The sequence below is a fragment of the Priestia sp. USM5 genome (assembly GCF_058323215.1).
In genome coordinates this window covers 3,569,978-3,592,374 of the sequence record NZ_JBSGKN010000001.1, presented here as the reverse complement: position 1 = coordinate 3,592,374, position 22,397 = coordinate 3,569,978, and the positions used below count along the sequence as shown (strand labels likewise).

Here is a 22,397-nt window from a genome sequence, read left to right as displayed (position 1 = left end):
CCTGGCCCTCCAATCCACAGCTAGAAGCCACTACATACATGAAACCTACGTTCACGTTTATCATCACAATGAAAAGATCCGAACGGTGCACCGTTCGGATTTTCCTTCAACTAACATACTTTTGTTCCAGCCTGTTTAAGATTAGCAAGTATAGGTTTTTTCGTGTAAAGTTAGCGCTTTTATCTGATCGTGATCAGGTTCATAGCCAATTCCCGGTGTATCAGGAACGGAAATAATGCCGTTGTCTACCGTGATTTCCGGATGAACAATATCACGCGGCCAGTATTTAGAGGATGCGGCCGTATCTCCGGGAAGCGTAAAATTGGCAAGTGTGGTAATGGCAATATTATGTGCTCGCCCTACACCTGATTCCAGCATGCCGCCGCACCATACGGGAATACCGTGAGCTTGGCAAAGGTCATGAATTTTTTTGGCTTCGGTTAGTCCGCCTACGCGTCCAATTTTAATATTAATAATTTGCGTGCTTCCAAGTTTAATAGCTTTTCGAACGTCTTCAGCTGAATGAATGCTTTCATCTAAGCAAATAGGGGTGCTCATGCGGGCCTGCAGTTCAGCGTGATCAATTAAATCATCATGAGCTAACGGCTGTTCAATCATCATTAAATCAAACTCGTCAAGCTGAGCAAGGTGATCAGCATCTGCAAGCGTATAAGCAGAGTTCGCATCAACCATTAGGGGAATAGAAGGAAATTCGTTTCGAACGGCGCGCGTCAAGTTAAGATCCCAGCCCGGCTTAATTTTAATTTTGATTCGCTTATATCCTTCATTCAAGCCGGCTTCAATTTTTCGAAGCGTTTCGTCAATCGTAGGCTGAATGCCAACGCTGAGGCCAACTTCAATTTGATTTTTATTGCCTCCTAGCGCTTTATATAGAGAGAGGTTTTGCCTGCGCGCATACAAATCCCAAACAGCGCCTTCTAACGCCGCTTTTGCCATGTAATTGCCGCGAATATGAGCAAAGCGTTGGGATACTTCGTCAGGATGCTGAATTTCTTTCTGTTGAAGCAAAGGAATTAAAAAATCCTCCATAATGTGCCAGTTTGTTTTGAGCGTTTCTTCTTTATAAAAAGGATCTGCGCACGCTACGGATTCAGCCCAGCCGGAACGTCCGTCTTCGTCTTGAATTTCTACTAAAATAAAATCTCGATCCACTTCTTTTCCAAGACTTGTCGTAAACGGATGAAGTAAATCCATTTTTAAATGGCGTAAAATGACGCGTTTGATCTTCATTTTTGCACCTCTTTTTTCGTTAAAATATAAAAATGAACGGGTGCGCTGCTTTCTGGATGCTTCATAAAACCTGTTACTTGGAATCCTTTTGCAAAACACGTTTGAAATACGTATCTTGTACGCATCCGCCAGTCCAATGCGAGAGAAGGAGAGACTTCTTTCATTTGCTGAAAAGCAGCTGGAATAGCTACAGCTACAACCTCATCATTTAACAGTTTTTCATCAATATTTGTAACAGAAGGAAACCCTTCATCCGTTAACGTCCATTGAGTAAGCGATGCCTCCATTATTTGATCTGGCGTATAGAGAGGCTGAGCTCGTTTTGTATCCTCTAAAGATGCCCATTCTACAACGAATCGATCAGAAGGCAAGTCAGCATTTAACGGATCATTCATATCTCCGTAGCAGTTTTCAATATATGTAGAACAAACGGCTCCAAGCTTTCCAATATTTAAATACCCGTTGGCGCTTTCTAACGGATCATACGTCCAGCTGATATATGAATAGCCCTTTTTTTTACTTTCCTGTCTCTGCGCATGCTTAAGTTTGGCACCGATACCCATGCTGCGATAGGCAGAGTCAACTGCTAATATATGAGAACATAAGTAGACGCACGTTCCGTCAAACCCGGGGAAACTATATTGAAAGCCAATCAGTTTTTCATCTAAAAACGCACCGAGAACAAGACCTCCGTTTTTAACAGCGGTCAAAGTTTGATGAACGGGCGTTGCTTCTTCTTCTCCCCAGACGCGGCTTTCTAATGCGCGTACGTCTTCTAGTTCATTGGTTGTTGTAAGTGAACGAATCGTTAAAGCTTCAGTCATATGTTTACTTCCTTTCTTTTAATCATTTATTCTAAAAAGATGCCTTGCTCGGTATAGAGCTTTTCCAAGTGTTCTTGTCTTTTTCCAGCCGTTTTTTCATCTCTTTTTTGCATGCTGCTAATGACAATTTGAGACAGGGCAAGAAGCGATAAAATATGTTCGGTTGTTCCGGCTAAAAGCGTGATATCAGCGATTTGACCTACCGGAGATAGACGGCGGTCTGTAATGGCAATGACTTTCGCTCCTTGTTTTTTAGCCTGCTGAGCTACTTCGAGCGCTTCTTTTGTATAGCGCGGCAGTGAAAATACAACAACCGTTGATGCGCTTGTGAGATTGCATAGCGTTTCAAGCAAAAATCCAGTTGGAAAAGATAAAAGAACATGATTGCGAAGCTGATTCATTTTATAATACAGCCAGTAGGCTGCCGTATGAGATTCACGGAAACCTGCGATATACACTTGATCACTTTTGATAAGCGCATCTACAGCTTGAGATAATTCCTTTTCGTCAACAGGGGAAAGCCATTCACTAAAAGGTTTCTTTTCTTCCGCTGTAGAATCAGCTGCAGGCTTGCTAGCTGCTTCTTTTGATTCGGCAGAAGCAAGCCATTCTTTTCGCATTAGCTCCTGCAAATCGGAAAAACCATTTAACCCAAGTGCGTAAGCTAGACGAATAACGGTTGTTTCACTGACACCTGCTTCTTTGCCAATTTGCCCGGCCGTGTACAGCGAGCCTTTTTCCATAAAATTAATGAGAAACTCCGCCACTTTTTTCTGACCGCGAGAAAGGTCAGGAAATTTATGTTTAATTAATTCTTGAAATGATTGATTCATATAGCCTCCTAAAAAAAAGAAGTTATAACTTCATAAAAATATATTAATGCATTTTTAACTTCATTTCAATTACTGTTTCAAAATAAAAAGAAGCCTTCGTGATATAATAAATTGATTATTCAAAAATAAATGCCGTTATTCAAAAACGAATTGTATTTTATTCAAAAGTGAATAGAAAGCGGGGAGCATACATGAATTCAGAATGGAATGAAAATCAGTGGATCCTTCATTCATTAAAAGATGATTTGCTCGTGACGGATGAAAAAGGCATCATTGTCCGAATACATGAAGGAACGGGAAACATTTACGATGTAAAAGCTGAAAAACTGCTGGGAAAGTCTGTGTATGAACTTGAAAAACAAGGGTTGTTTACGCCAATCGTTACCCCAATTGTGCTTGAAACAAAGAAGAAAATTACGCTTGTACAAACAACTAAACAAGGCAAGCAGGTGCTCGTTACGGGCATTCCGGTCAAAGATGAAAAAGGCGAGATTAAAAGAATCGTCAGCTATTCTCACGATGTGACGGAGCTGATGGAAATGAAAACATATCTTGATGCGATGGAAGGCGAAATGCAGCGCGTAAAGAGCGAGCTTATGCTGCTGCGGAACCAAAATCTATCAACAGAAGGAATTGTGTGCAACAGCGATAAGATGCAGCACGTTCTTCGTACGGCCGTTCACGTTTCGAACGTAGACGTAAATATTTTGCTTTTAGGGCAGTCCGGAGTAGGAAAAACGCATTTAGCCAAGCTGATACATAACAAAAGTACAAGAAGCAAAGGGCCGTTTATTGAAGTGAACTGCGGGGCGATTCCAGACCATTTATTTGAGGCTGAACTGTTTGGATATGAGGCAGGGGCTTTTACCGGTGCATCTAAAAATGGAAAGGTGGGGCTGGTCGAATTAGCAGACGGGGGCACGCTTTTTTTAGATGAAGTGGGAGAGCTGTCACCGGCGCATCAAGTGAAAATTTTAAAGCTCATTCAAGAAAAACAGTTTTATTCCGTTGGAGGAAGAAAGCCCAAAACCGTGGACTTTCGCTTAATTGCAGCGACGAACAAAGATTTAGAAAAAGCCGTCGCTGAAAAAGAATTTCGAGAAGATTTGTATTTTCGTTTAAGCGTTGTACCGATTACCATTCCATCTTTGAACGAGCGTCCTGAAGATATTTTTCCGCTGCTCACACATTTTGCCGAGCAGTTTGAAAAGAAATACAACCGAAAAAGAACGTTTGATAATGCGGTTATTCACGCACTGCTTGCACATGAGTGGAAAGGAAACGTACGAGAGTTAATCAATGTGATTGAACACGCGGTGGTTGTGTCTTCACAAACGCTGATTACAATGGAGCATTTGCCGCATTCTCTGCATAGGAAAAAACGGATTCAACACGTTGAAGAACATGGGGAAATGAAGCTTAATGACGCGTTAAACGAGCTGGAAAAAGAGATATTAGTAAGAGCAAAAAAACAGTATAAAACGACAACAGAAATAGGCGAAGCACTCGGAATCAGTCAGCCTTCAGTTGTTAGAAAATTAAAAAAACATTCCGTTTTTTAACGTCTTTGGCACGCTCTTTGCATGTAAAACAAGTACAAACACATTACTTGATAGATTGCGAGGAGGAAGTCAGATGACACAGGCATCACTTACACAGTTAATGAACAGTTTACCGGATTTACTAGCACCAAGCATGGCGAAAGATCACCCTAATTTACCCGTGGTAAAAGCAGAGGGCTGCTACTACTACGGAGCGGACGGGAAAACGTATTTAGATTTTACATCAGGTATTGCAACAGCGAATACAGGTCATCGTCACCCTAAAGTTGTACAAGCGATTAAAGATAGCGTTGATCATCTTATGCACGGCCCGTCAGGTGTGATTATGTACGAATCTATTTTACAGCTTGCTGAAGAATTAAAAACAGTATTGCCAAGAGGCCTGGACTGCTTTTTCTTTGCCAATAGCGGAACTGAAGCAATTGAAGGAGCGTTAAAACTGGCAAAGTACGTGACGCAAAGACCTTATACGGTTTCGTTTACGGGCTGCTTTCACGGCCGTTCTCTCGGAGCGCTTAGTGTGACAACATCAAAAAGCAAATACCGAAAATTTCTTCAGCCATCGGGCTTAACGTATCAAGTGCCTTATGCAGACGTGACTCAGTGTCCAAAAGGAGAAGATCCGGAAATCTACTGCGTGGAAAAGCTAGAAAAAGATTTTGACACGTTGTTTAAGCATCAAGTAACGCCGGAAGAAGTGGCGTGCATGATTGTAGAGCCGGTTCTTGGAGAAGGCGGCTACGTAATCCCGCCGAAAGCGTGGCTGCAAAAAATAAGAGAAGTATGTGACAGACACGGCATTCTGCTTATTTTTGACGAAGTGCAAACAGGGTTCGGACGCACCGGCGAGTGGTTTGCAGCTCAAACCTTTGATGTAACGCCTGACATTATGGCAATCGCAAAAGGCATAGCATCAGGACTTCCGCTAAGTGCTACCGTAGCTTCCAAGCAGCTCATGGAAAAGTGGCCGATTGGTACACATGGAACAACTTTTGGAGGCAACCCCATCGCTTGTTCAGCAGCACTTGCGACCATAGACGTACTAAAAGAAGAAAAGCTGATTGAAAACTCAAAAGCAATGGGGAAATATGCAGCGGATCAGCTTCAGCATTTAAAAGCGAAGCATGAAGTGATCGGAAGCATTCGTTCAGTAGGACTAATGATTGGAATTGAAATTATTAATCCGAAAACAAAGCAAGGTGACGGAAATCTTCTTCTTGAGATTTTAGACAAATGTTTGGAAAAAGGGGTGCTGTTTTACCTTTGCGGAAATAGCGGAGAAGTGATTCGAATGATTCCTCCTTTAACGATTACAAAGGAAGAAATTGATGCGGGGCTTCGCGTGTTAGACGAAGCATTGACAGAAATCACAAGTCTTCACGTGATCTAAAGCTTTAAGAAGCTCTTTGTTTCAACGAAAGATAGATTGACCCATAATAAGGAGGAATCTGTTATGAACGGACTGGATATGACGGTTATGTTTGTCTATTTTGGCGTATTGGTTGTAGCGGGTATCATTGGCTCATTAAAAGCAAAGTCATCAGAAGATTTTATTTTAGCCGGGCGAAACTTAGGGATGTTTATGTATTTAGGATGTTTGTCTGCCGTTATTTTAGGCGGGGCGTCAACGATTGGAACCGCTCAGCTTGGCTACGAGCACGGGCTGTCTGGCATTTGGTTCGTGACGATGATTGGACTTGGAATCATTACGCTTGGCACGATTTTTATTAAGCGGATTTCGTCGTTGAAAGTGACTACTATCAGTGAGCTGCTAGGAAAAAGATATAACGCTCAAGCGCAAATTATCAGCGCCGTTGTTGCCGCTATTTATACACTCATGGTATCAGTCACTCAAGTGATTGGGATGGGAACGATCATTCATGCGTTGCTTGGATGGAACATGACGGCCTCGATGCTAATTGGCGGTTCGGTTGTTTTGTTCTATACGATTTTAGGCGGAATGTGGAGCGTAACGGTTACTGATATTATTCAATTTGTTGTGATGACGGTGGCGATTTTTGGATTTATGCTTCCGATGAGTGTATCAGAAGCAGGAGGTTTCAAAGCCCTTACCGGAGATTTACCATCATCGTATTTTGATTTTTCATCGATTGGATACGGTCAAATTTTTCAGTATTTCCTTCTATATACGCTTGGTATGGCAGTTTCTCAAGATATTTGGCAGCGAGTATTTACGGCGCGAACAGAAAAAATTGCGCGAAACGGCTCTATTTTTGCAGGGGTGTACAGCATTGCCTACGCAATTGCGGGAAGTGTAATTGGAATGTGTGCGTATTTGCTGCTGCCAAACGCAGAAAGCAGTCAAAGCATTTTTGCGACGCTTGCGATTCAAATTCTGCCTCAAGGGTTATTAGGTCTCGTGCTGGCAGGCGTTTGTTCGGCGCTGATGTCAACTGCTTCAGGAACGCTGCTTGCGTCTTCTACGCTGATTAGTAACGATATCATTAAAAAAGTATGGCTTAAAAATATTTCAGAGAAAAATTATTTAATTTTAACCCGTGTGAATACACTTATTGTGGGCGTGCTTGCTATTATTTTTGCTCTTTGGATTCAAGACGTGCTTGTTGCTTTAGACGTTGCGTATGCCATTTTATCAGGAGCGATCTTTGTTCCGTTTGTTGTCTCGCTGTTTTGGAAAGACATTCATCCAAAAGCCGGAGTTTCAGCGATTGTTGTTAGTACGCTAGTAGTACTTGGAGGTCTATTGATTGAAGGACTTTCTTCTACTACGCCAATTCTATACGGCATTTCAAGCAGTATCATTGTAATGGCTGGATTTGCGGTTATGGCTCGAAACAAAGAACTGTCTGATCAAGAAAAGGTTCAAGAAGATATGTGAATAAGGGGGTAAAAAGCTTCTCATAGTAAAGTGAGAAGCTTTTTAGCATTTTGTATGCATAAGTATAGACAACAAACGGCAAGGAGGAGTACACTAGACGCTCAGATTATAGAGATAAGGAGATTGGTACATGAAAAGCAGAACGTCCGTAATGGTTAGTATTGTGCTGGCAATGCTAGTGGCTTCGCTTGATTCAACGATTATGAATACGACGATGCCCGTTATTGCAAAAGAGCTTGGAAGATTTGATTTGTACGCGTGGTCGTTTGCTTCGTACATGATTGCAAGTACGATTTTATCTCCGGTAGCGGGAAGATTATCGGATTTATTTGGCCGCAAAAAAGTATTTGGGTTTGGAATTATTGCTTTTTTAATTGGTTCAATGCTTTGCGGCGTGGCAAATACGATGATTCAGCTTGTTCTTTTCCGTGCGGTTCAAGGAATAGGAGCCGGATTTATGGTGGCCTTTCCCGCTATTATTGCCGGAGACTTATTTCCAGTGGAGAAACGAGGGAAAATTCAGGCGCTCTTTACAACGATGTGGGGATTATCAGCTGTGTTAGCACCGCTTTTAGGCGCTTTTTTTGTGGATTATTTAACGTGGAGATGGATTTTCTTTATTAATTTACCGGTGTGTATCGTTTCATTTCTGACGTTAATGCCGTATCAAGAAAGCTATGAGCCGAAAAGAGCAAAAGTCGATTACATCGGCGCTATTTTGTTTGGAGCGGGCGTTACCTCACTGCTGCTTGTGACAGTAGTGGAACAAAACCGAATTGTGTATGCAGTCGTTGGACTTATTTTATTAGTGATCTTTTATTTGCATGAACGAAAACATGCTTCTCCGATTGTACCGTTGTCAATGTTCCAAAACAAAACGCTGTCATGGATTAATATTAATGCGTTTATTGGAACGGTGGCTTTATTCGGAACGTCAAGCTACATTCCGTTATTTTTACAGCGAGTAGCGCATTTGTCACTGTTTATGAGCGGAGTGGCGCTGTTAGGAACAGCGGTTGGATGGATGTCTGTGTCCGTGCCTGCAGGTAAATGGATTTTAAAACACGGCTACAGAAAGCTGTTGTTAATTGGGAATGTGCTGCTGGTTGGTTCGGGAACACTTCTGATGATGTTAAATGAAAGTCACGGTTTCTTTTATGTGTTTTGCGTCATGATTGTACAAGGACTGTCGTTTGGTCTGCTGTCTACGGTTGGAGTCATTGGTGTACAGCAATTAGTAGGAGGACATGAAAGAGGTATTTCAACGTCATTTTTTATGTTTTGCCGAAACATGGGAACAGCAATCGGCGTTACGATTATGGGTGCGTTGCTCACTTCAGGCGGAAGCTTCATGGCAGGCATTCATCACTTGTTTTTATTTGGCTTTGCCGGAAGCATCGTGGCGTTATTAACGTCGTTAAAGATTCAAAACGATACGGAAACAAAGCACAATCGAGCTGCTAGTTGAGGGAATTTATGCTAAATATGTTTATTTCATAAAAAAACGGGAAGAAACCAAATAAGGTCATAGAATTGCCTGAGAAATCGTAGGCATATTCTTCTTCTTCTTTCACTTACTACATGTGGGACGCCGGGTATCGGCGTCTTTTTTTTTGTGCTGTAAAGAAGCTGCTTATATTATCCATAAGTAATCTCGTTCAAATAATGGGACTTTTTACAAAAATAAGTCTTTAAATGGTAAGTAACATTAGGTATAATTTAGTGGTTATTTAGCATATTTTAGAAATGTTTGACTGAGTTTGTACGAAAAAGTGAAAGGGGATATTTCATGTCATGGCTCACCAAATGGTCGTTCAAAAATAAAGCGGCTATTACCATTATGTCTATTTTAATTTTAGCTTTAGGAGTCATTAGTTATTTTACACTTCCGATGGAGTTCCTGCCGACCGCTGATCAGCCTCAAGTGTCAGTAGTAGTTATGGGGCAAGGAACGGATGCAGACTCGATGGAAAAACAAGTGACGTCACCAATTGAAGAAGCGGTAGCCGGTGTTAAAGGAAAAAGTAACGTGTATTCAACAACGGGAGACGGCTATTCCAAAATCGATATTTCATTTGAATCCAAAACGGATATGAAAGAAGCAAAAACAAACGTCCAAGAAGCGCTGTCTTCGGTGCAGCTTCCAGCCAGCGTATCAAAGCCTAATGTTATTCAATTAAACACCTCTATGATTCCCATCGCAGATATTTCACTCACATTTAAAGAAGGATTGACAAGAGATAATCTGGATCTTGCAGAGAAAAAACTGATCCCTAAATATAAAGACATTAAAGGCATTGCGAGTGTTCAAACGTATGGAACAGCGGATTCCTACGTGTCTATTAAAGTTGACAATAAAAAATTGTCACAAAAGAACGTAACGATTGATAAAGTCATCAGCGTGTTAGAAGGAAAAAACACGTCCCTTGCAGTTGGAGAAAAAGTCATTAATAACAAGTCGAGCAACATCAATGTAACAGGTAAAGTTGACAGCTTGGACAAAGTGAAAAAGCTGCCGGTTGCACAGGGTGTAACGCTAGGCGACCTTGCAAAAGTAGAGGTCAAAAAGCCTGAAGGCGTCGTGACGCATATTAACGGAAAAGATGCACTTTTACTTATTGTGACAAAAGACAGTCACTCAAACGCCGTTAGCATTACAAAAGAAGTAAAAAAACTTTCTGAACAAATTAACAAAGACTATAACGATGTGAATGCTTCTGTATTTTTTGCAACAGGGGATAGCGTACAAAACTCTGTTCATTCCATGATGAAAGAAGTGTTGCTAGGCGCACTTTTTGCGACCGTTGTCATCATGCTGTTTTTACGCAGCGTTCGCTCTACGTTTATCACAATTGTATCCATTCCGTTATCGCTTTGCTTTACGCTTTTTTTATTATCCAAATCAGGCGTCACGCTTAATATTTTAACACTTGGAGGAGTAGCGGTAGCGATTGGGAGATTGGTAGATGATAGTATCGTTGTCATTGAAAACATCTTCCGCAAAATGCAAAAAGAAGAGTTTTCGCTTGGACTGATTATTGATGCCACAAAAGAAGTAGGCTCTGCTATTACCGCTTCTACGTTAACGACAGTAGCCGTCTTTTTACCAATCGGCCTTGTAAACGGAGGGCTTCAGGACTTTATGCTTCCGTTTGCTCTAACGCTGACGTATTCACTGCTATCTTCATTAATTGTGGCACTTACGGTTGTACCGTTAATGAGCGCGGGATTATTAAAAAATGAAAAACTTCGCAAGCACAAGCAGCCGGTTCGTTTTACAAAAGTCATTACGTGGTCGCTTAATCATAAATGGGTTGTGCTGCTCCTTTCGCTGCTTTTATTTGTCGGATCTATTGGCGCGTACACAATGATGCCTAAAGGAGCGGTAGATAATTCTTCATCTGATTTTGTAGGCACAACGTTAAGCTATCCAAATAATACGCCAATTAAAACCGTAGAAGAAAAATCACTGCAGCTTGAACGCTATATTTTAGCTCAAAAAGAAGTAAAAGAAGTATACATGCAGCTTGGTAATACGGCTGAAGGAGCCAAGTGGGGAGACGTTGGTTCGCCTACTGAAGCTACGTATACGATTATCGTAAAAGACAGTGGAAACACGGATTCGCTAATGAAACGAATCCAAAATCAAAAGAAACTCTATGACGGAGGAGATCTTAGCGTCAGTGCTGCTTCACTCATGGGAGCTTCCACTACTTCCATTACCGTTGATGTAATTGGAAACGACATGAACAAGTTAGAAAAAACGGCAAGCAGCATTAAGAAAGAAATCAGCGATATAAAAGGAGTAGACAAAGTTTCTACGAACCAAGACGAAAAGAAAACGATTTACTCTTTAGACGTAGATCCAACAAAAGCAAACACGCAGCAAGTAGCGCAGCAGCTTGGTGTTATGCTGAATAAAACGCCGATTGGAGCGATAGATTTAGAAGGCAAGCAAGCAAACGTACTTCTTGAATCTGTCTTAAATCCAACGTCACCAAAAGAGTTAAAAGATATTTCTATTATGACAGAGACAGGACCGTCACCTGTTTCAAAAGTGGCTTCACTAACGCAAGCTGAAAAGCCAACAAATCAGTTTCATAAAAATGGAGACCCGTATATTCAAGTAACAGCGGATGTCAATCCAGAAAAGCTTTCAGAGATTAATAAAAACATCCAAACAGCGATTTTTGGAGACGGTAAGAGTAAAGGGTTATCCATTTCAAAAGATGTTGACGTTGTAATCGGCGGAGCAAGCACTCAGCAAGGAGAAGATTTCTCTGACTTGTTTATTACGATGCTCGTGTCGATCGGTATTGTGTTCTTAATTATGGTGATTACGTTTAAAACAATCCGCACGCCGTTTGCGATTTTATTTTCGCTTCCGCTTGCAGCGATTGGTGCCGTTTTAGGATTATTAATCAGCCGTATCCCAGTAGACGTAACGGCTTTACTTGGAGCACTGATGCTGATTGGTATTGTTGTAACCAATGCCATTGTACTATTAGACCGCGTGAAGCAAAATGAAAAGAAAATGATTATGCGCGATGCCATTGTAGAAGCAGCCGCTACGCGTATGCGTCCAATTGTCATGACGTCTGCTGCTACGATTTGTGCAATGCTGCCGCTTTTATTTAAACAAAGCGAAAGCGGAAGCCTTGTTTCTCAAAGTCTTGCAGTCGTTGTAATCGGAGGATTGGCCGTTGCGACTCTGCTTACGCTTGTAGTCATTCCAGTTGTATATGAACTGCTTCACTTCAGAAAATCGAAAAAGCAAAGAATACAGCAAAAACAGCAGGAAGACGTAACGCCGCTATAATGTTTAAAAGAGGTTAGGACATAAGTAATTTAGTTGAAGGAAGAGGCTGGGACAAAAGGATTTTAGACAAAGTGAAAACCGAACCATTAATCAAGATGTTTGATTCGTGGTTCGGTTTTTTTGTTAGGGTAAACATAGGTTTCATGTGTATGAGTCTTTCTAGCAGTTGATTGGAGGGCAAGGCGAAGACTCCTGCGGGAAAAGTGGAACAGGTGAGACCCCGCAGGAGCATATGCGACGAGGAGGCTCAGCGGCCGCCCGCGGAAAGCGAAGCCTTGCACGGAAATCAACTGCGGTGTCACAAGCGGCTCAGCTCATTCTCTCATTTGTTTGTCTTTAGCTGGAATTGATTTGGTTACGTTCCAGCCTCTTTTTTATGAAACTTTTTGACTAGTCAAACGTATAGTTAGATAAAGAAATGGAGGGATACTATGTTTAAAATAAAAGAGCGATGTTCCGTTTGTCAAAAAGAAATTCAGCCTAATGAAGAAGTATGGATGAGAATGAAGTATCCAAGTAAAAGAGGAATGACCGAAATCAAAGCTTTTTTACATCAAGAAGCGCAGTTTGTATGCATGGACTGCTTTGGAAAAACAAAAAAATGAGTCAAATGCAAGTGTTCTCTTTTCAAAATATTGACATAGTATATTTTATAGTTTAATATTTAGATAATTATCTAAATACTTAAATATGATGGAGATGAACTTCAATTGAATGAAACGTTTAAAGCCTTAGCGGATCCTACTCGCAGGAAGATTTTAGAGCTGCTAAAAGAGCGGGACTTAACCGCAGGAGAAATTTCCGAGTATTTTAACATGACCAAACCAAGCATCTCAAATCATTTAAAAATCTTGAAGCAAGCGGACCTCGTTCAAGATGAAAAAAGAGGGCAGTTTGTGATTTATTCGTTAAATACAACCGTTTTTCAAGATTTAATCGGCTGGTTTTTCAGCTTTCAGAAAGGAGAAAAGTAAATGAAAAAACACGTATTTCCTTTAGGCATTACCCTTTTCACACTACTTGCATGGCTGATTGCACTGCCGCATCTTCCAGCTACAATGCCCATTCACTGGGGAGCAAATGGAGAAGCAGACGGATTTGCCACAAAGATAAATGCAATGATTTTAACAGTAGGAATCATGGTACTTATTTATTTTGTCATCGCATTTGTTCCGCGAATTGACCCGCGTAAAGAAAATTATAAGTACTTTTCAAAAACGTATAATATCCTGTTAAACGCCGTACTGCTATTATTCTTTTTTGTAAATATGAGCACTATTTTACAGGGGCTTGGCTATAACGTGCCGATGTCGTACATTGCTCCGATTATGGCTGGACTCGTTTTTATCATTATCGGAAACTACTTGCAGCGCGTGCGCTCTAACTATTTTATGGGGATTCGTACACCGTGGACATTGAGCAATGAAAACGTATGGAAAAAGACGCACCGGTTATCCGGAAAGATCTTTTTTATAGGCGGAATGCTAATTCTTATTAGCGCTTTTTTACCTGATGGATACAAGTCAGTTATCATGTGGGGTAGTATCGTTCTGTGCGTGGCGATTCCTTATTTGTATTCGTACTTGGCGTATAAAAAAGAAATGAATATGTAAGCATACAAAAAAATCCGGTGAACACACCGGATTTTTTTTATGGATAACATAACATATCAGCCGTAACGCCACCGTTCGTGTCACGCCGGCTGATGAGAATAAATATAGCATAAAGTATGAAACGCGTTTCAGGTCAAGAGTTGTTATGAAAAAACTTACATTTGCTTACGATCGCTTGCTTCAGGCGGCTTTTCAATCCACCCGTTTTTAATCATCACTTCGCTGCAGCGCCCCGCTACTTTTAAATCTCTTAAGATACACGCTTCACAGTGCCCGACAATATCAAGCCTCATGCTGGTAGTCATTGCCGTTGCGTAATAGGTAATGGCTACTTTAAACATCGCTCCTGCGTGAAACGTCATCAGCTTTTCTGAAAAAGGCGCGTGCGTAGACGTTGTGATTTCATTATCCAAAAGCGGAGGCGTATGAAGGTTTTCTTCGTGCATAATGGAAGAATAAAGCTCAATATGCTTGTGGGCCACATCAAGCCCCGTCTCCATGACTTTCCGCACGTCTTTTCGTTTGCTCACTTGTTTGAAGGCAATTAAAAGCGCTTTGGTTGCCATGCTTTTGCGCAAATTAAAATAAATATTTCCGGCTTCCGTTGCGTTTAAAAGGCGCTGCTTTCCTACAAAATCAAGAGCGTAAGTCAAATCTGTGATCGGCTCTTGTTGTTTCGGATTTAAAAAATAAGGAGCCGGCACATAAAGATTTTTTGCTAAAAGCAGGTCGAGAGACCGATTATATACTTCCATCACGTCCAAATTACACTGATGATAATAATCTCGAAGATCTCGGCGAACGGACACGCTAAATGAAATGCCGTATCCTGCCAAGCCGTGAATCGTCATGTCATGAAGATACTTGAGCCAAAACGAGTCTGTAAAAAGCGGAGGTGCGTGCAAGTCCACATCTTCATCTGTAAATCCTTTTGGCAGCGGAAAATGCTCGGCATGAAAAATGGCAGTCAGCAGCTCAATATGCTTTTTTGATAGCTCTAGCGAAAAGGCAAACAGCGCCCGAATCTCTGCATCCGTGACCGTTGCAAGAACGTGTTTTGCTACACAAACCGCCAGCGTATCCTGCTGATACTGCGCGCATAGACTCGTTATCTCCGGCGAAGTCAAACGCTTGCTTTCTGCGTTCAATAGGCTTTCCTCCTATCTATAAAAATGGTACGTATTTATAAAAAACAGATAAGTATAGTGTGGACCAGGGTGTGTTAAATTATTCCATGAACAAAGCACTCATTAACGAAAAAGTAACAAAGGTGCTCACTGATTGTTAAGTAGGTAAATTACTTTTCAAGGCAATGCAGGAACATAAAAAAAGAGATCGTTCTCAATTAAGATCACTAACTGGCTGAACACGACATTTGCACTAATTAGAGGATATTTATCGAAAAATGTTCTTTATTGAGGTTTACTTTTTAATTGAAGTTCTTTATAATAGTCGTTAATTGGTAGTTTATTGGGAAAATAGAATTAAAAACTAATACTAATCAAACATGTATGACAAATAACAGGTCATAGTGGTTATTTATGTTCTTAATAAAGAACGAAAGAATCGTGAGAGGAGAAAATATGAGTGCAATAGCTGGAATTTATCATTTTAATAACAATCCTGTATCTCACGAAGAGGTAGCTAACGTTCTTCAAGCTTTATCCAAATATCCAGCCGATGACATACAGGTATGGAAAAAAGGAAATGTTGCACTTTTAAGTCATACACAATGGATCACTTCAGAATCTGTTGGAGAAAAATTACCTTATTATGACTATGAAAAGCAGTTAGCTATTACGGCAGATGCAATTATTGATAACCGTGAAGAATTGGTAGATCAGCTGCAGATCAAGGATATCTATAAAGCGCACATTACAGATAGTGAACTGATCTTGCTTGCATATCATAAATGGGGAGAGGAAGCCCCAAAATTTTTAGTGGGAGACTTTGCTTTTGTCATTTGGGATGAGAAAAAGCAAAAGTTATTTGGAGCAAGGGATTTTTCGGGAAACAGAACTCTATATTTTTTTAAAAATGCAGCGAGTATGGCTTTTTGTACCGCTATTAATCCGTTATTTTCGTTACCTTATATAAAAAAATCTTTAAATGAAGAGTGGCTTGCAGAATTTTTAGCCATTCCAATAACATTTGAGTCCACGGATGCTGCTTCAACTGTTTATAAGGAAATTCAACAAATACCGCCTTCTCATTCAATAACCGTTTGTCATAATAGGCTTGAAGTGAAAAGGTATTGTATAGTGCAAAAAGAGAAAAAGCTGAAGCTAAAGTCAAACGAAGAGTACGAAGAAGCATTTCGCGAAGTGTTTCAGCAAGCTGTAGATTCTAAGCTAAGAACGAGATTACAGGTCGGTGCTCACTTAAGCGGAGGATTGGATTCAGGATCAGTAGCGGGCTTTGCTTCTAAATCGCTTTACAAAGAAAATAAAAAATTACATACATTTAGCTATATCCCAATAAATGAGTTTGAAGATTGGTCCCCTAAAAGCAGAGTGGCAAATGAAAAGCCCTTTATTAAATCAACGGTTAATTACATAGGCAATATAGAAGATAATTACTTTGATTTTTCAGAAAAAAGCCCTTTTTCTGAAATTGATGAATGGCTGGAAATACTAGAAACACCGTATAAATTTTTTGAAAACAGCTTTTGGCTTAAAGGTATTTATGAACAAGCCTCTAAAAAAGGGATAGGAGTTTTATTAAATGGGCAGAGGGGAAATTGGACAATCTCCTGGGGGCCTGCGCTAGATTATCAGGCACAGCTTTTAAAAAAAGGAAATCTAGCTAAATTCTTGCGGGAGCTGCGCTTGTACAGCAGGAATTTGAGGGTTGGAAGATCGCGTGTTCTTCCCGTAGTAGCGAAAAAAGCTTTTCCAAGGTTGCATTCTCTCATCTCATCAAGGCAGGGTACACCCTATCCTCCTATTATTAATCCAGATTTTGCACAAAAATTTGATGTATATGCGAGATTAAAAGAACATGACATAAATACGAACGGTTTACTTACTAAAAGCGCTTATGAAATAAGGAAAACTCAATTTTTACAGCCATATTATTGGAGTATTAACGGTACATATACAACAAAGCTGTCTTTATATCATTCTTTATGGGATCGTGATCCGACAAACGATTTAAGAGTTATTCGTTTTTGTTTATCAGTTCCTGAAACGCAGTTTGTTCAAGATGGTCAAGGTAGATCTCTGATTAGAAGAGCAACTAAGAATGTTCTTCCCGACGATATAAGGCTTAACCAAAGGACAAGAGGCTTGCAAGGAGCCGATGGCATTCAGCGTATGATACCAGAATGGAATTTGTTTATAAATGAAATGGAAAAAGTAACAAACTCTGATTTTATAGCTGAATATTTTGATATGAACTTAATAAAGGCCGCTTTGGCAAACTTAAGGGACAATCCTAAGCCGGAATCTGTATTCAGCACTGACTTTAAGCTGTTAATGCGCAGCTTAATAGTATACAGATTTATAAATAAGTTTCTTTGAAAGGGGGTGAAACTATGAAAAAAGAGTGGAAGAAGCCAGTACTAGAAGTACTTGATGTAAATATGACGATGGCCGGTCCAGGAACTAGTATTCCTGATGCGGTACAGCCAGATCCAGACGAAGATGTTCACTACAGCTAATTTGGTAAATGATTATAGACGATTGCCCTTATACACATTAAGTTGTATAAGGGCTTTTCAAAAAATTAATAACATCTGGAGTGAAATGAATGATTGGTATCAAAAAAAAATATGCTTACGATGCTTTTGGGCTAAATATTTTGAGTGAGCTGCCTTTACCAGAATTAAATTGTCTAGTTTCACCAGGTGATCATATAGACGTTTCTATTAAATTATCAAAAGACAAAATAGAACTAGAACAAAAAAAAGGTTTTACGGTACTCAGCCATTACGTAGCGTTTAAAGTTCCTAATCTAGCAGTTTTTTCTATAAAAAGTGGAAAAGAAATTGCACTGGAACCCCTTAAAGACTTCGATGAAGCAAAGGCGAGGCTATACGTACTGGGAACTTGCATGGGAGTAATTCTAATGCAGCAGCAAACCTTGCCTCTCCATGGCAGTGCAATAGCTATAGATGGAAAGGCGTATGCTATTGTTGGGAACTCTGGAGCTGGAAAGTCTACCCTAGCGTCAGCCTTTATTCAGAAAGGATATAAGCTTATAAGCGATGACGTCATTCCTGTCACCTTTTCGAATGACCGTACTCCAATGGTTCAACCAACGTACCCGCAGCAAAAGCTATGGGAAGAAAGCTTAAACGAGTTTGGGATTGATTCTAGAAAATATAATCCTTTATTTGAAAGAGAAACAAAATATTCAGTACCGGTAAAAAACAGCTTTCATAATCAATCCATTCCTTTAGCGGGAATCTTTGAGCTCGTAAAAGGAAGCGGGGAATCTGTGGAAATCCGTCAAACAAACGGCTTAGAGGGCTTTCGGATTTTACTTCACCATACGTTTCGAGGTTCACTCTTACAAAGACTGGGGTTAAAGGAATGGCATTTTATTTATTCTTCAGAGCTTCTGAAAAGCGTAAATACCTTTCAAGTAACTCGATCTTCTTCGAACTTTACGCCATATGAGTCGGTAACTAAAATACTAAATACAATGAAAGAAGGGGATGCAATTGATTAAATCAGGCCAAATCCTACCTAAGCATGTTGTTATACAGAGTGAGGGAAATATCGTAAGTGATATGGGAAATGAAAAAGTTATGCTAAATATTAAAAACGGTAAGTATTACAACCTAGGTGAAATCGGAGGAGAGATCTGGGAAAGCATTAGTAAACCAACAGAAGTAAACAATTTAGTTAATCATATTGTAAAAAAGTACGATGTTCAAACGGATAAATGCGAAGAAGAAGTTATCTCATTCTTAGAGAACCTTTATCAAGAAAGTTTAATTAAACTGGTTGTGGAAGAGTAAATTTTTATGTGTATTTTATATTAATAATATCGGAGTAGCTGGGATGAAATTAATAAAAAAAGCTAAACATTTTTTATGGTTAGATACGAGTCGACAGCTTTTGTTGATAGAAGCATTTTATTATCTTGCTTACGGCAGAATCCTTAAAGCTTTGCCATTTTCTAAGGTTACACCCATGTTAGGCGAGCATATGAAAGAAAGCAGTATGGATGAAGATATCTATGAAACTAAAACATTAGCGCATATTTCAAAAGCTATCTATACAATGAGCAAATATACTTTTTGGGAAAGTCAATGTCTCGTAAAAGCCTTTGCAGGTATGAAGATGCTAGAAAGGCGCCGTATTGAGAGCACGCTGTATTTAGGCACAGGAAAAGATGAAAACGGGAATTTTATTGCACATGCCTGGCTGCGAAGCGGTTCGACATACGTAACGGGATCAGAAGGAATGGAAAGGTTTACTGTTGTAGGGAACTTCTCTAAATCCTTAAATAATAAAGGAAAGCGAAAGGAAAAGCGATGATAGACAAACAACCAATAATTGATACAAGTCAGTTTAAAGAGCTTGATTTTTTATTAACGCTGTTAAGAGAAGAGAACAAATCTGAAGAAATAATACCATCAAAAGAAATTAACTGGAGTTATTTTCTTAAGCTAGTAAAGCACCATCGCGTTTGTCCATTAGTATATTTAAAATTAAAAGATACACCTGATGCTGTTCCATCAAATGTTATAGAAGCGTTGCTTCAAGAATATAAAAAAAATACGTTTAAGATGCTTCAGCTAACTGGAGAAATGGAAACATTAGATAATGTGTTTCAAGAAAATGATATTGAAACTCTGTGTTTAAAAGGGCCGCCGGTTGCTTATGATCTTTTTGGGGATATTTCTCTTAGAATGTCTAAAGATCTGGACATTCTGGTGAGAGAGGAAGAGCTGGAAAAAGCAGAAAGTATTCTCTTCAGTCTAGGTTATGAAAAAGAAAAAGTATCAACTGTATTAAATGAAATAAAATGGCGACATCACCATATTGCCTATTATCATCCAAACAAGAAGATTCAAGTTGAAGTTCATTGGAGGCTACAACCACGTCCAATGAAAAGAACTAGTTTTGAGGAACTTTGGAGCAGAAAAAGAGAAAGTCAAGTAACGAAGCATCCAATATCTTTTATGGGAACAGAGGATTTGATGCTGTATTTAATTTCTCATGGCGCTCGTCATGGTTGGTCTCGTCTGCGATGGTTAAAAGATATTGATCAAATGGTAAGAAACAAAGATATCAACTATATACACTTTAAAGAATTGGCAATTGAACATCAGCAGAAGCACTTAGTAGGGCAAGCTTTTCAATTAGCACATCTGTTTTTTCAAACGCCAGTACATGAAGAGCTTCGGCATATTGTAAATACAAAGGTAGCTAATCAATTAGCCGAAAAAGCAATTCCTTTTATAAAAGAAATGGTTCAATTCCATGTGCATCCTCAACCGAAAAGCCTAGAGAGATCCTATAAAAACTATTTAATTTCCATAAAGTCTAAGCGAGAAAAAGTTTTATTTTTTATAATTTTATTTTACCCTATATCTGTGGATGCAGAAATGTTCAAGTTGCCGCATAAATTACACTTTTTCTATTTTTTATTACGTCCCTTATTGTGGTCTGTGAGGAAAATAAAGAAGGTAACATTATCCTAAAGTTAATATTATTACAAGTGTTTGGCTATGAAGGAGGCAGAAGAGTTTATATTGGAACCATTGGTATATTATATAAAGAAATTACATCGCTCCACAGGAAAAATTATATATTTTAATGTTTTCGGGATGGCAATAGTGAGTTTAATGGAGGGCGTTGGAATTTTACTAATCATCCCGCTGTTAAGCATCGGAGGGGTGGTAGAGACAAATGCTGCATCTAGTAAACTTGGGCAGCTGTTTGACTTTCTTACTTTACTGCCACCGTCCCTGTATTTACCCTTAATTTTATGTATCTATCTATTAATTATTGTTGGACAAAATCTTCTTCAGAGAAGCTTAGCTATTCGAGATGTTAAAGTTAGAGAAAAATTCAGCAGAGATTTAAGAATTGAAATTTACAGCTTGCTTCTTTATTCGAAATGGGAGTTGTTTTTAGGGAAGAGAAAATCAACTCTTATCAATCTATTAACTGCAGAGTTAGCGCGGGTTATAGGAGGTATTAATTTTTTTCTTCAGCTATTGTCTAATACTATTTTTATGGTCATACAACTGGCTATTGCACTTTGGCTGTCTGCTGAAATGACTCTTTTTATCGTGCTGTTTGGTTTAATACTAGGATATCTTTCAAAAAAATTCGTACAAAGATCTAGAAACTTAGGACGCAGAACATCTCAATTAGGAGAAGACTACATGGCTGGAATAACAGACCAGCTTAATGGTATTAAAGATATTAAAAGTAATAAATTGGAACATAACTATATCGATTGGCTGCGTTCTCTAACTTCTAGAATGAATGCAGAACAAATTGAATATGTAAAACTTAAGTCAAGCTCTCAGCTAGTATATAAAGTGAGTGCAGCTATTTTAGTTACAGTGTTTATATTTATATCCGTAAAAGCTTTTCATGCTCAAGGCGGACAGCTTTTATTAATTATTCTTATTTTTTCTAGGTTATGGCCAAGGTTTATTACAATTCAATCTAACTTCGAACAAATAGCAGCGACTCTGCCTGCTTGTCAGGCTGTTACAAAGCTCATAGAAGACTGCTCTAAAGAACAAGAATTTAAACCAGTAGATACACTTCCCTTAATTGCAAAGCCTCAAATAGAGTGCAAAGACGTCTATTTCCGCTACAAAAAAAACAGTTGTGATTATGTTTTAAAAGATATTAACTTGACTATTCCTCATAATCAAATGACAGCTATTGTAGGTCCTTCTGGAGCTGGGAAAAGTACGCTTATTGACTTATTAATGGGACTGAGCTCTCCTGAACGAGGAGAGATATTTGTAAATGGTCAGCCGCTCAAAGATGAATTTCTACTGTCCTTAAGACAATTCATCAGCTATGTACCTCAAGATGCGTTCTTATTTAATACTAGCGTAAGAGAGAATCTGCTGACGGTGAATACGCAGGCTAATGAAAAGGAATTATGGGAAGCATTAGAATTTGCGATGGCAGATCAATTTGTAGAGAATTTGCCTCAGGGTCTAGATACTGTTATTGGAGATAGAGGAATGAAAATATCGGGCGGAGAACGTCAGAGGCTTGTTTTGGCAAGAGCCATTCTAAAAAAACCAGCGCTTTTGATTTTAGATGAGGCTACAAGTGCCTTAGATAGTAATAATGAGAATAAGATTAAAGAGTCAATTGACCGACTAAAAGGTAAAGTAACAATTGTTGTTGTAGCTCACAGGCTGTCTACTATACAATCAGCAGATCAGGTTCTTGTGTTAGAAGAAGGAAAAGTAATTCAAAAAGGGAGCTTTAATCATCTGGCTTATGAAAAAGAAGGAGCGTTTCATAAATTATTAGAAGGTCAATTTCAAACTGTTCAATAAAGGTAAGCGTTATCAATTTATCAGTATAGTCTATTTGGTTTTTTACTCATAACAAAATAAAGGTGCAGTATTATTTATAGCTAGTAGCGTTGTTCTTTAAGGCAGGTTTACATTTTAATAAGGAGAGTGCTTAACAAT

Annotated in this window: 20 protein-coding genes; 16 read left to right on the top strand and 4 right to left on the bottom strand. The window is 39.3% G+C overall.

The window, feature by feature from the left end; translation table 11 throughout:
- Positions 1-141 precede the first annotated feature (141 nt).
- From menC to ACWATA_RS19005, 3 genes are read right to left on the bottom strand one after another with little or no spacing between them, the layout of a single operon-like run.
- Complete coding sequence (gene menC, locus ACWATA_RS19015) at positions 142-1,251, bottom strand: o-succinylbenzoate synthase (RefSeq protein WP_473050101.1); 1,110 nt, start codon at positions 1,249-1,251, stop codon at positions 142-144.
- A complete protein-coding gene (locus tag ACWATA_RS19010) occupies positions 1,248-2,075 on the bottom strand; it encodes a GNAT family N-acetyltransferase (RefSeq protein ID WP_473050100.1) in 828 nt (275 codons plus the stop codon). The genes menC and ACWATA_RS19010 overlap by 4 nt, the downstream gene beginning before the upstream one ends.
- 26 nt (positions 2,076-2,101) lie before the next feature.
- Positions 2,102-2,908, bottom strand: coding sequence for a MurR/RpiR family transcriptional regulator (locus ACWATA_RS19005; protein ID WP_473050099.1), 807 nt, complete (start codon positions 2,906-2,908; stop codon positions 2,102-2,104).
- Between the two features lie 191 nt (positions 2,909-3,099).
- On the opposite strand from ACWATA_RS19005, the gene ACWATA_RS19000 reads away from it, so the two are divergent.
- From ACWATA_RS19000 to ACWATA_RS18960, 9 genes are all read left to right on the top strand, one after another.
- The gene (locus tag ACWATA_RS19000; RefSeq protein WP_028407737.1) at positions 3,100-4,470 is read left to right on the top strand and encodes a sigma-54 interaction domain-containing protein; all 1,371 of its coding nucleotides are present in this window, start codon (positions 3,100-3,102) and stop codon (positions 4,468-4,470) included.
- 73 nt (positions 4,471-4,543) lie between these two features.
- Positions 4,544-5,860 (top strand): aspartate aminotransferase family protein, encoded by a 1,317-nt coding sequence (locus ACWATA_RS18995; RefSeq protein WP_116741440.1) that lies wholly within the window; start codon positions 4,544-4,546, stop codon positions 5,858-5,860.
- Positions 5,861-5,923: 63 nt separating this feature from the next.
- Positions 5,924-7,330 carry a sodium:solute symporter family protein gene (locus tag ACWATA_RS18990; protein ID WP_473050098.1) on the top strand — a complete coding sequence of 469 codons (1,407 nt, stop codon included), beginning with the start codon at positions 5,924-5,926 and terminating at the stop codon, positions 7,328-7,330.
- Between the two features lie 130 nt (positions 7,331-7,460).
- On the top strand, positions 7,461-8,798 hold the full coding sequence (locus ACWATA_RS18985; protein WP_182028382.1) for an MFS transporter: 1,338 nt from the start codon (positions 7,461-7,463) through the stop codon (positions 8,796-8,798).
- Positions 8,799-9,119: 321 nt separating this feature from the next.
- Complete coding sequence (locus tag ACWATA_RS18980; RefSeq protein ID WP_473050097.1) at positions 9,120-12,149, top strand: efflux RND transporter permease subunit; 3,030 nt, start codon at positions 9,120-9,122, stop codon at positions 12,147-12,149.
- 166 nt (positions 12,150-12,315) lie between these two features.
- Complete coding sequence (locus ACWATA_RS18975) at positions 12,316-12,489, top strand: hypothetical protein (protein ID WP_182028386.1); 174 nt, start codon at positions 12,316-12,318, stop codon at positions 12,487-12,489.
- Between the two features lie 91 nt (positions 12,490-12,580).
- Positions 12,581-12,754 (top strand): Fe3+ hydroxamate ABC transporter substrate-binding protein, encoded by a 174-nt coding sequence (locus tag ACWATA_RS18970; RefSeq protein WP_098627324.1) that lies wholly within the window; start codon positions 12,581-12,583, stop codon positions 12,752-12,754.
- 105 nt (positions 12,755-12,859) lie between these two features.
- Positions 12,860-13,123, top strand: coding sequence for an autorepressor SdpR family transcription factor (locus ACWATA_RS18965; RefSeq protein WP_028407742.1), 264 nt, complete (start codon positions 12,860-12,862; stop codon positions 13,121-13,123).
- Complete coding sequence (locus ACWATA_RS18960; RefSeq protein ID WP_432232012.1) at positions 13,124-13,762, top strand: SdpI family protein; 639 nt, start codon at positions 13,124-13,126, stop codon at positions 13,760-13,762.
- 155 nt (positions 13,763-13,917) lie between these two features.
- On the opposite strand, the gene ACWATA_RS18955 is transcribed toward ACWATA_RS18960, so the two are convergent.
- On the bottom strand, positions 13,918-14,910 hold the full coding sequence (locus ACWATA_RS18955) for a DUF3231 family protein (RefSeq protein WP_063248205.1): 993 nt from the start codon (positions 14,908-14,910) through the stop codon (positions 13,918-13,920).
- Between the two features lie 435 nt (positions 14,911-15,345).
- On the opposite strand from ACWATA_RS18955, the gene ACWATA_RS18950 reads away from it, so the two are divergent.
- From ACWATA_RS18950 to ACWATA_RS18920, 7 genes are all read left to right on the top strand, one after another.
- The gene (locus ACWATA_RS18950) at positions 15,346-17,283 is read left to right on the top strand and encodes an asparagine synthase-related protein (RefSeq protein WP_473050096.1); all 1,938 of its coding nucleotides are present in this window, start codon (positions 15,346-15,348) and stop codon (positions 17,281-17,283) included.
- A gap of 14 nt (positions 17,284-17,297) precedes the next feature.
- On the top strand, positions 17,298-17,423 hold the full coding sequence (locus tag ACWATA_RS18945; RefSeq protein WP_033578255.1) for a paeninodin family lasso peptide: 126 nt from the start codon (positions 17,298-17,300) through the stop codon (positions 17,421-17,423).
- A gap of 89 nt (positions 17,424-17,512) precedes the next feature.
- Complete coding sequence (locus tag ACWATA_RS18940) at positions 17,513-18,436, top strand: HPr kinase/phosphorylase (protein WP_033578256.1); 924 nt, start codon at positions 17,513-17,515, stop codon at positions 18,434-18,436.
- Positions 18,429-18,728: a lasso peptide biosynthesis PqqD family chaperone gene (locus ACWATA_RS18935; protein ID WP_432236115.1), complete on the top strand. Its 300-nt coding sequence runs from the start codon at positions 18,429-18,431 to the stop codon at positions 18,726-18,728. The genes ACWATA_RS18940 and ACWATA_RS18935 overlap by 8 nt, the downstream gene beginning before the upstream one ends.
- 43 nt (positions 18,729-18,771) lie before the next feature.
- Entirely contained in the window at positions 18,772-19,251 is a 480-nt protein-coding gene (locus ACWATA_RS18930; protein ID WP_473050095.1) for a lasso peptide biosynthesis B2 protein, read from the top strand.
- A complete protein-coding gene (locus tag ACWATA_RS18925; RefSeq protein ID WP_473050094.1) occupies positions 19,248-20,420 on the top strand; it encodes a nucleotidyltransferase domain-containing protein in 1,173 nt (390 codons plus the stop codon). The genes ACWATA_RS18930 and ACWATA_RS18925 overlap by 4 nt, the downstream gene beginning before the upstream one ends.
- Before the next feature lie 27 nt (positions 20,421-20,447).
- The gene (locus ACWATA_RS18920; RefSeq protein WP_473050093.1) at positions 20,448-22,259 is read left to right on the top strand and encodes an ABC transporter ATP-binding protein; all 1,812 of its coding nucleotides are present in this window, start codon (positions 20,448-20,450) and stop codon (positions 22,257-22,259) included.
- Positions 22,260-22,397: the final 138 nt, after the last annotated feature.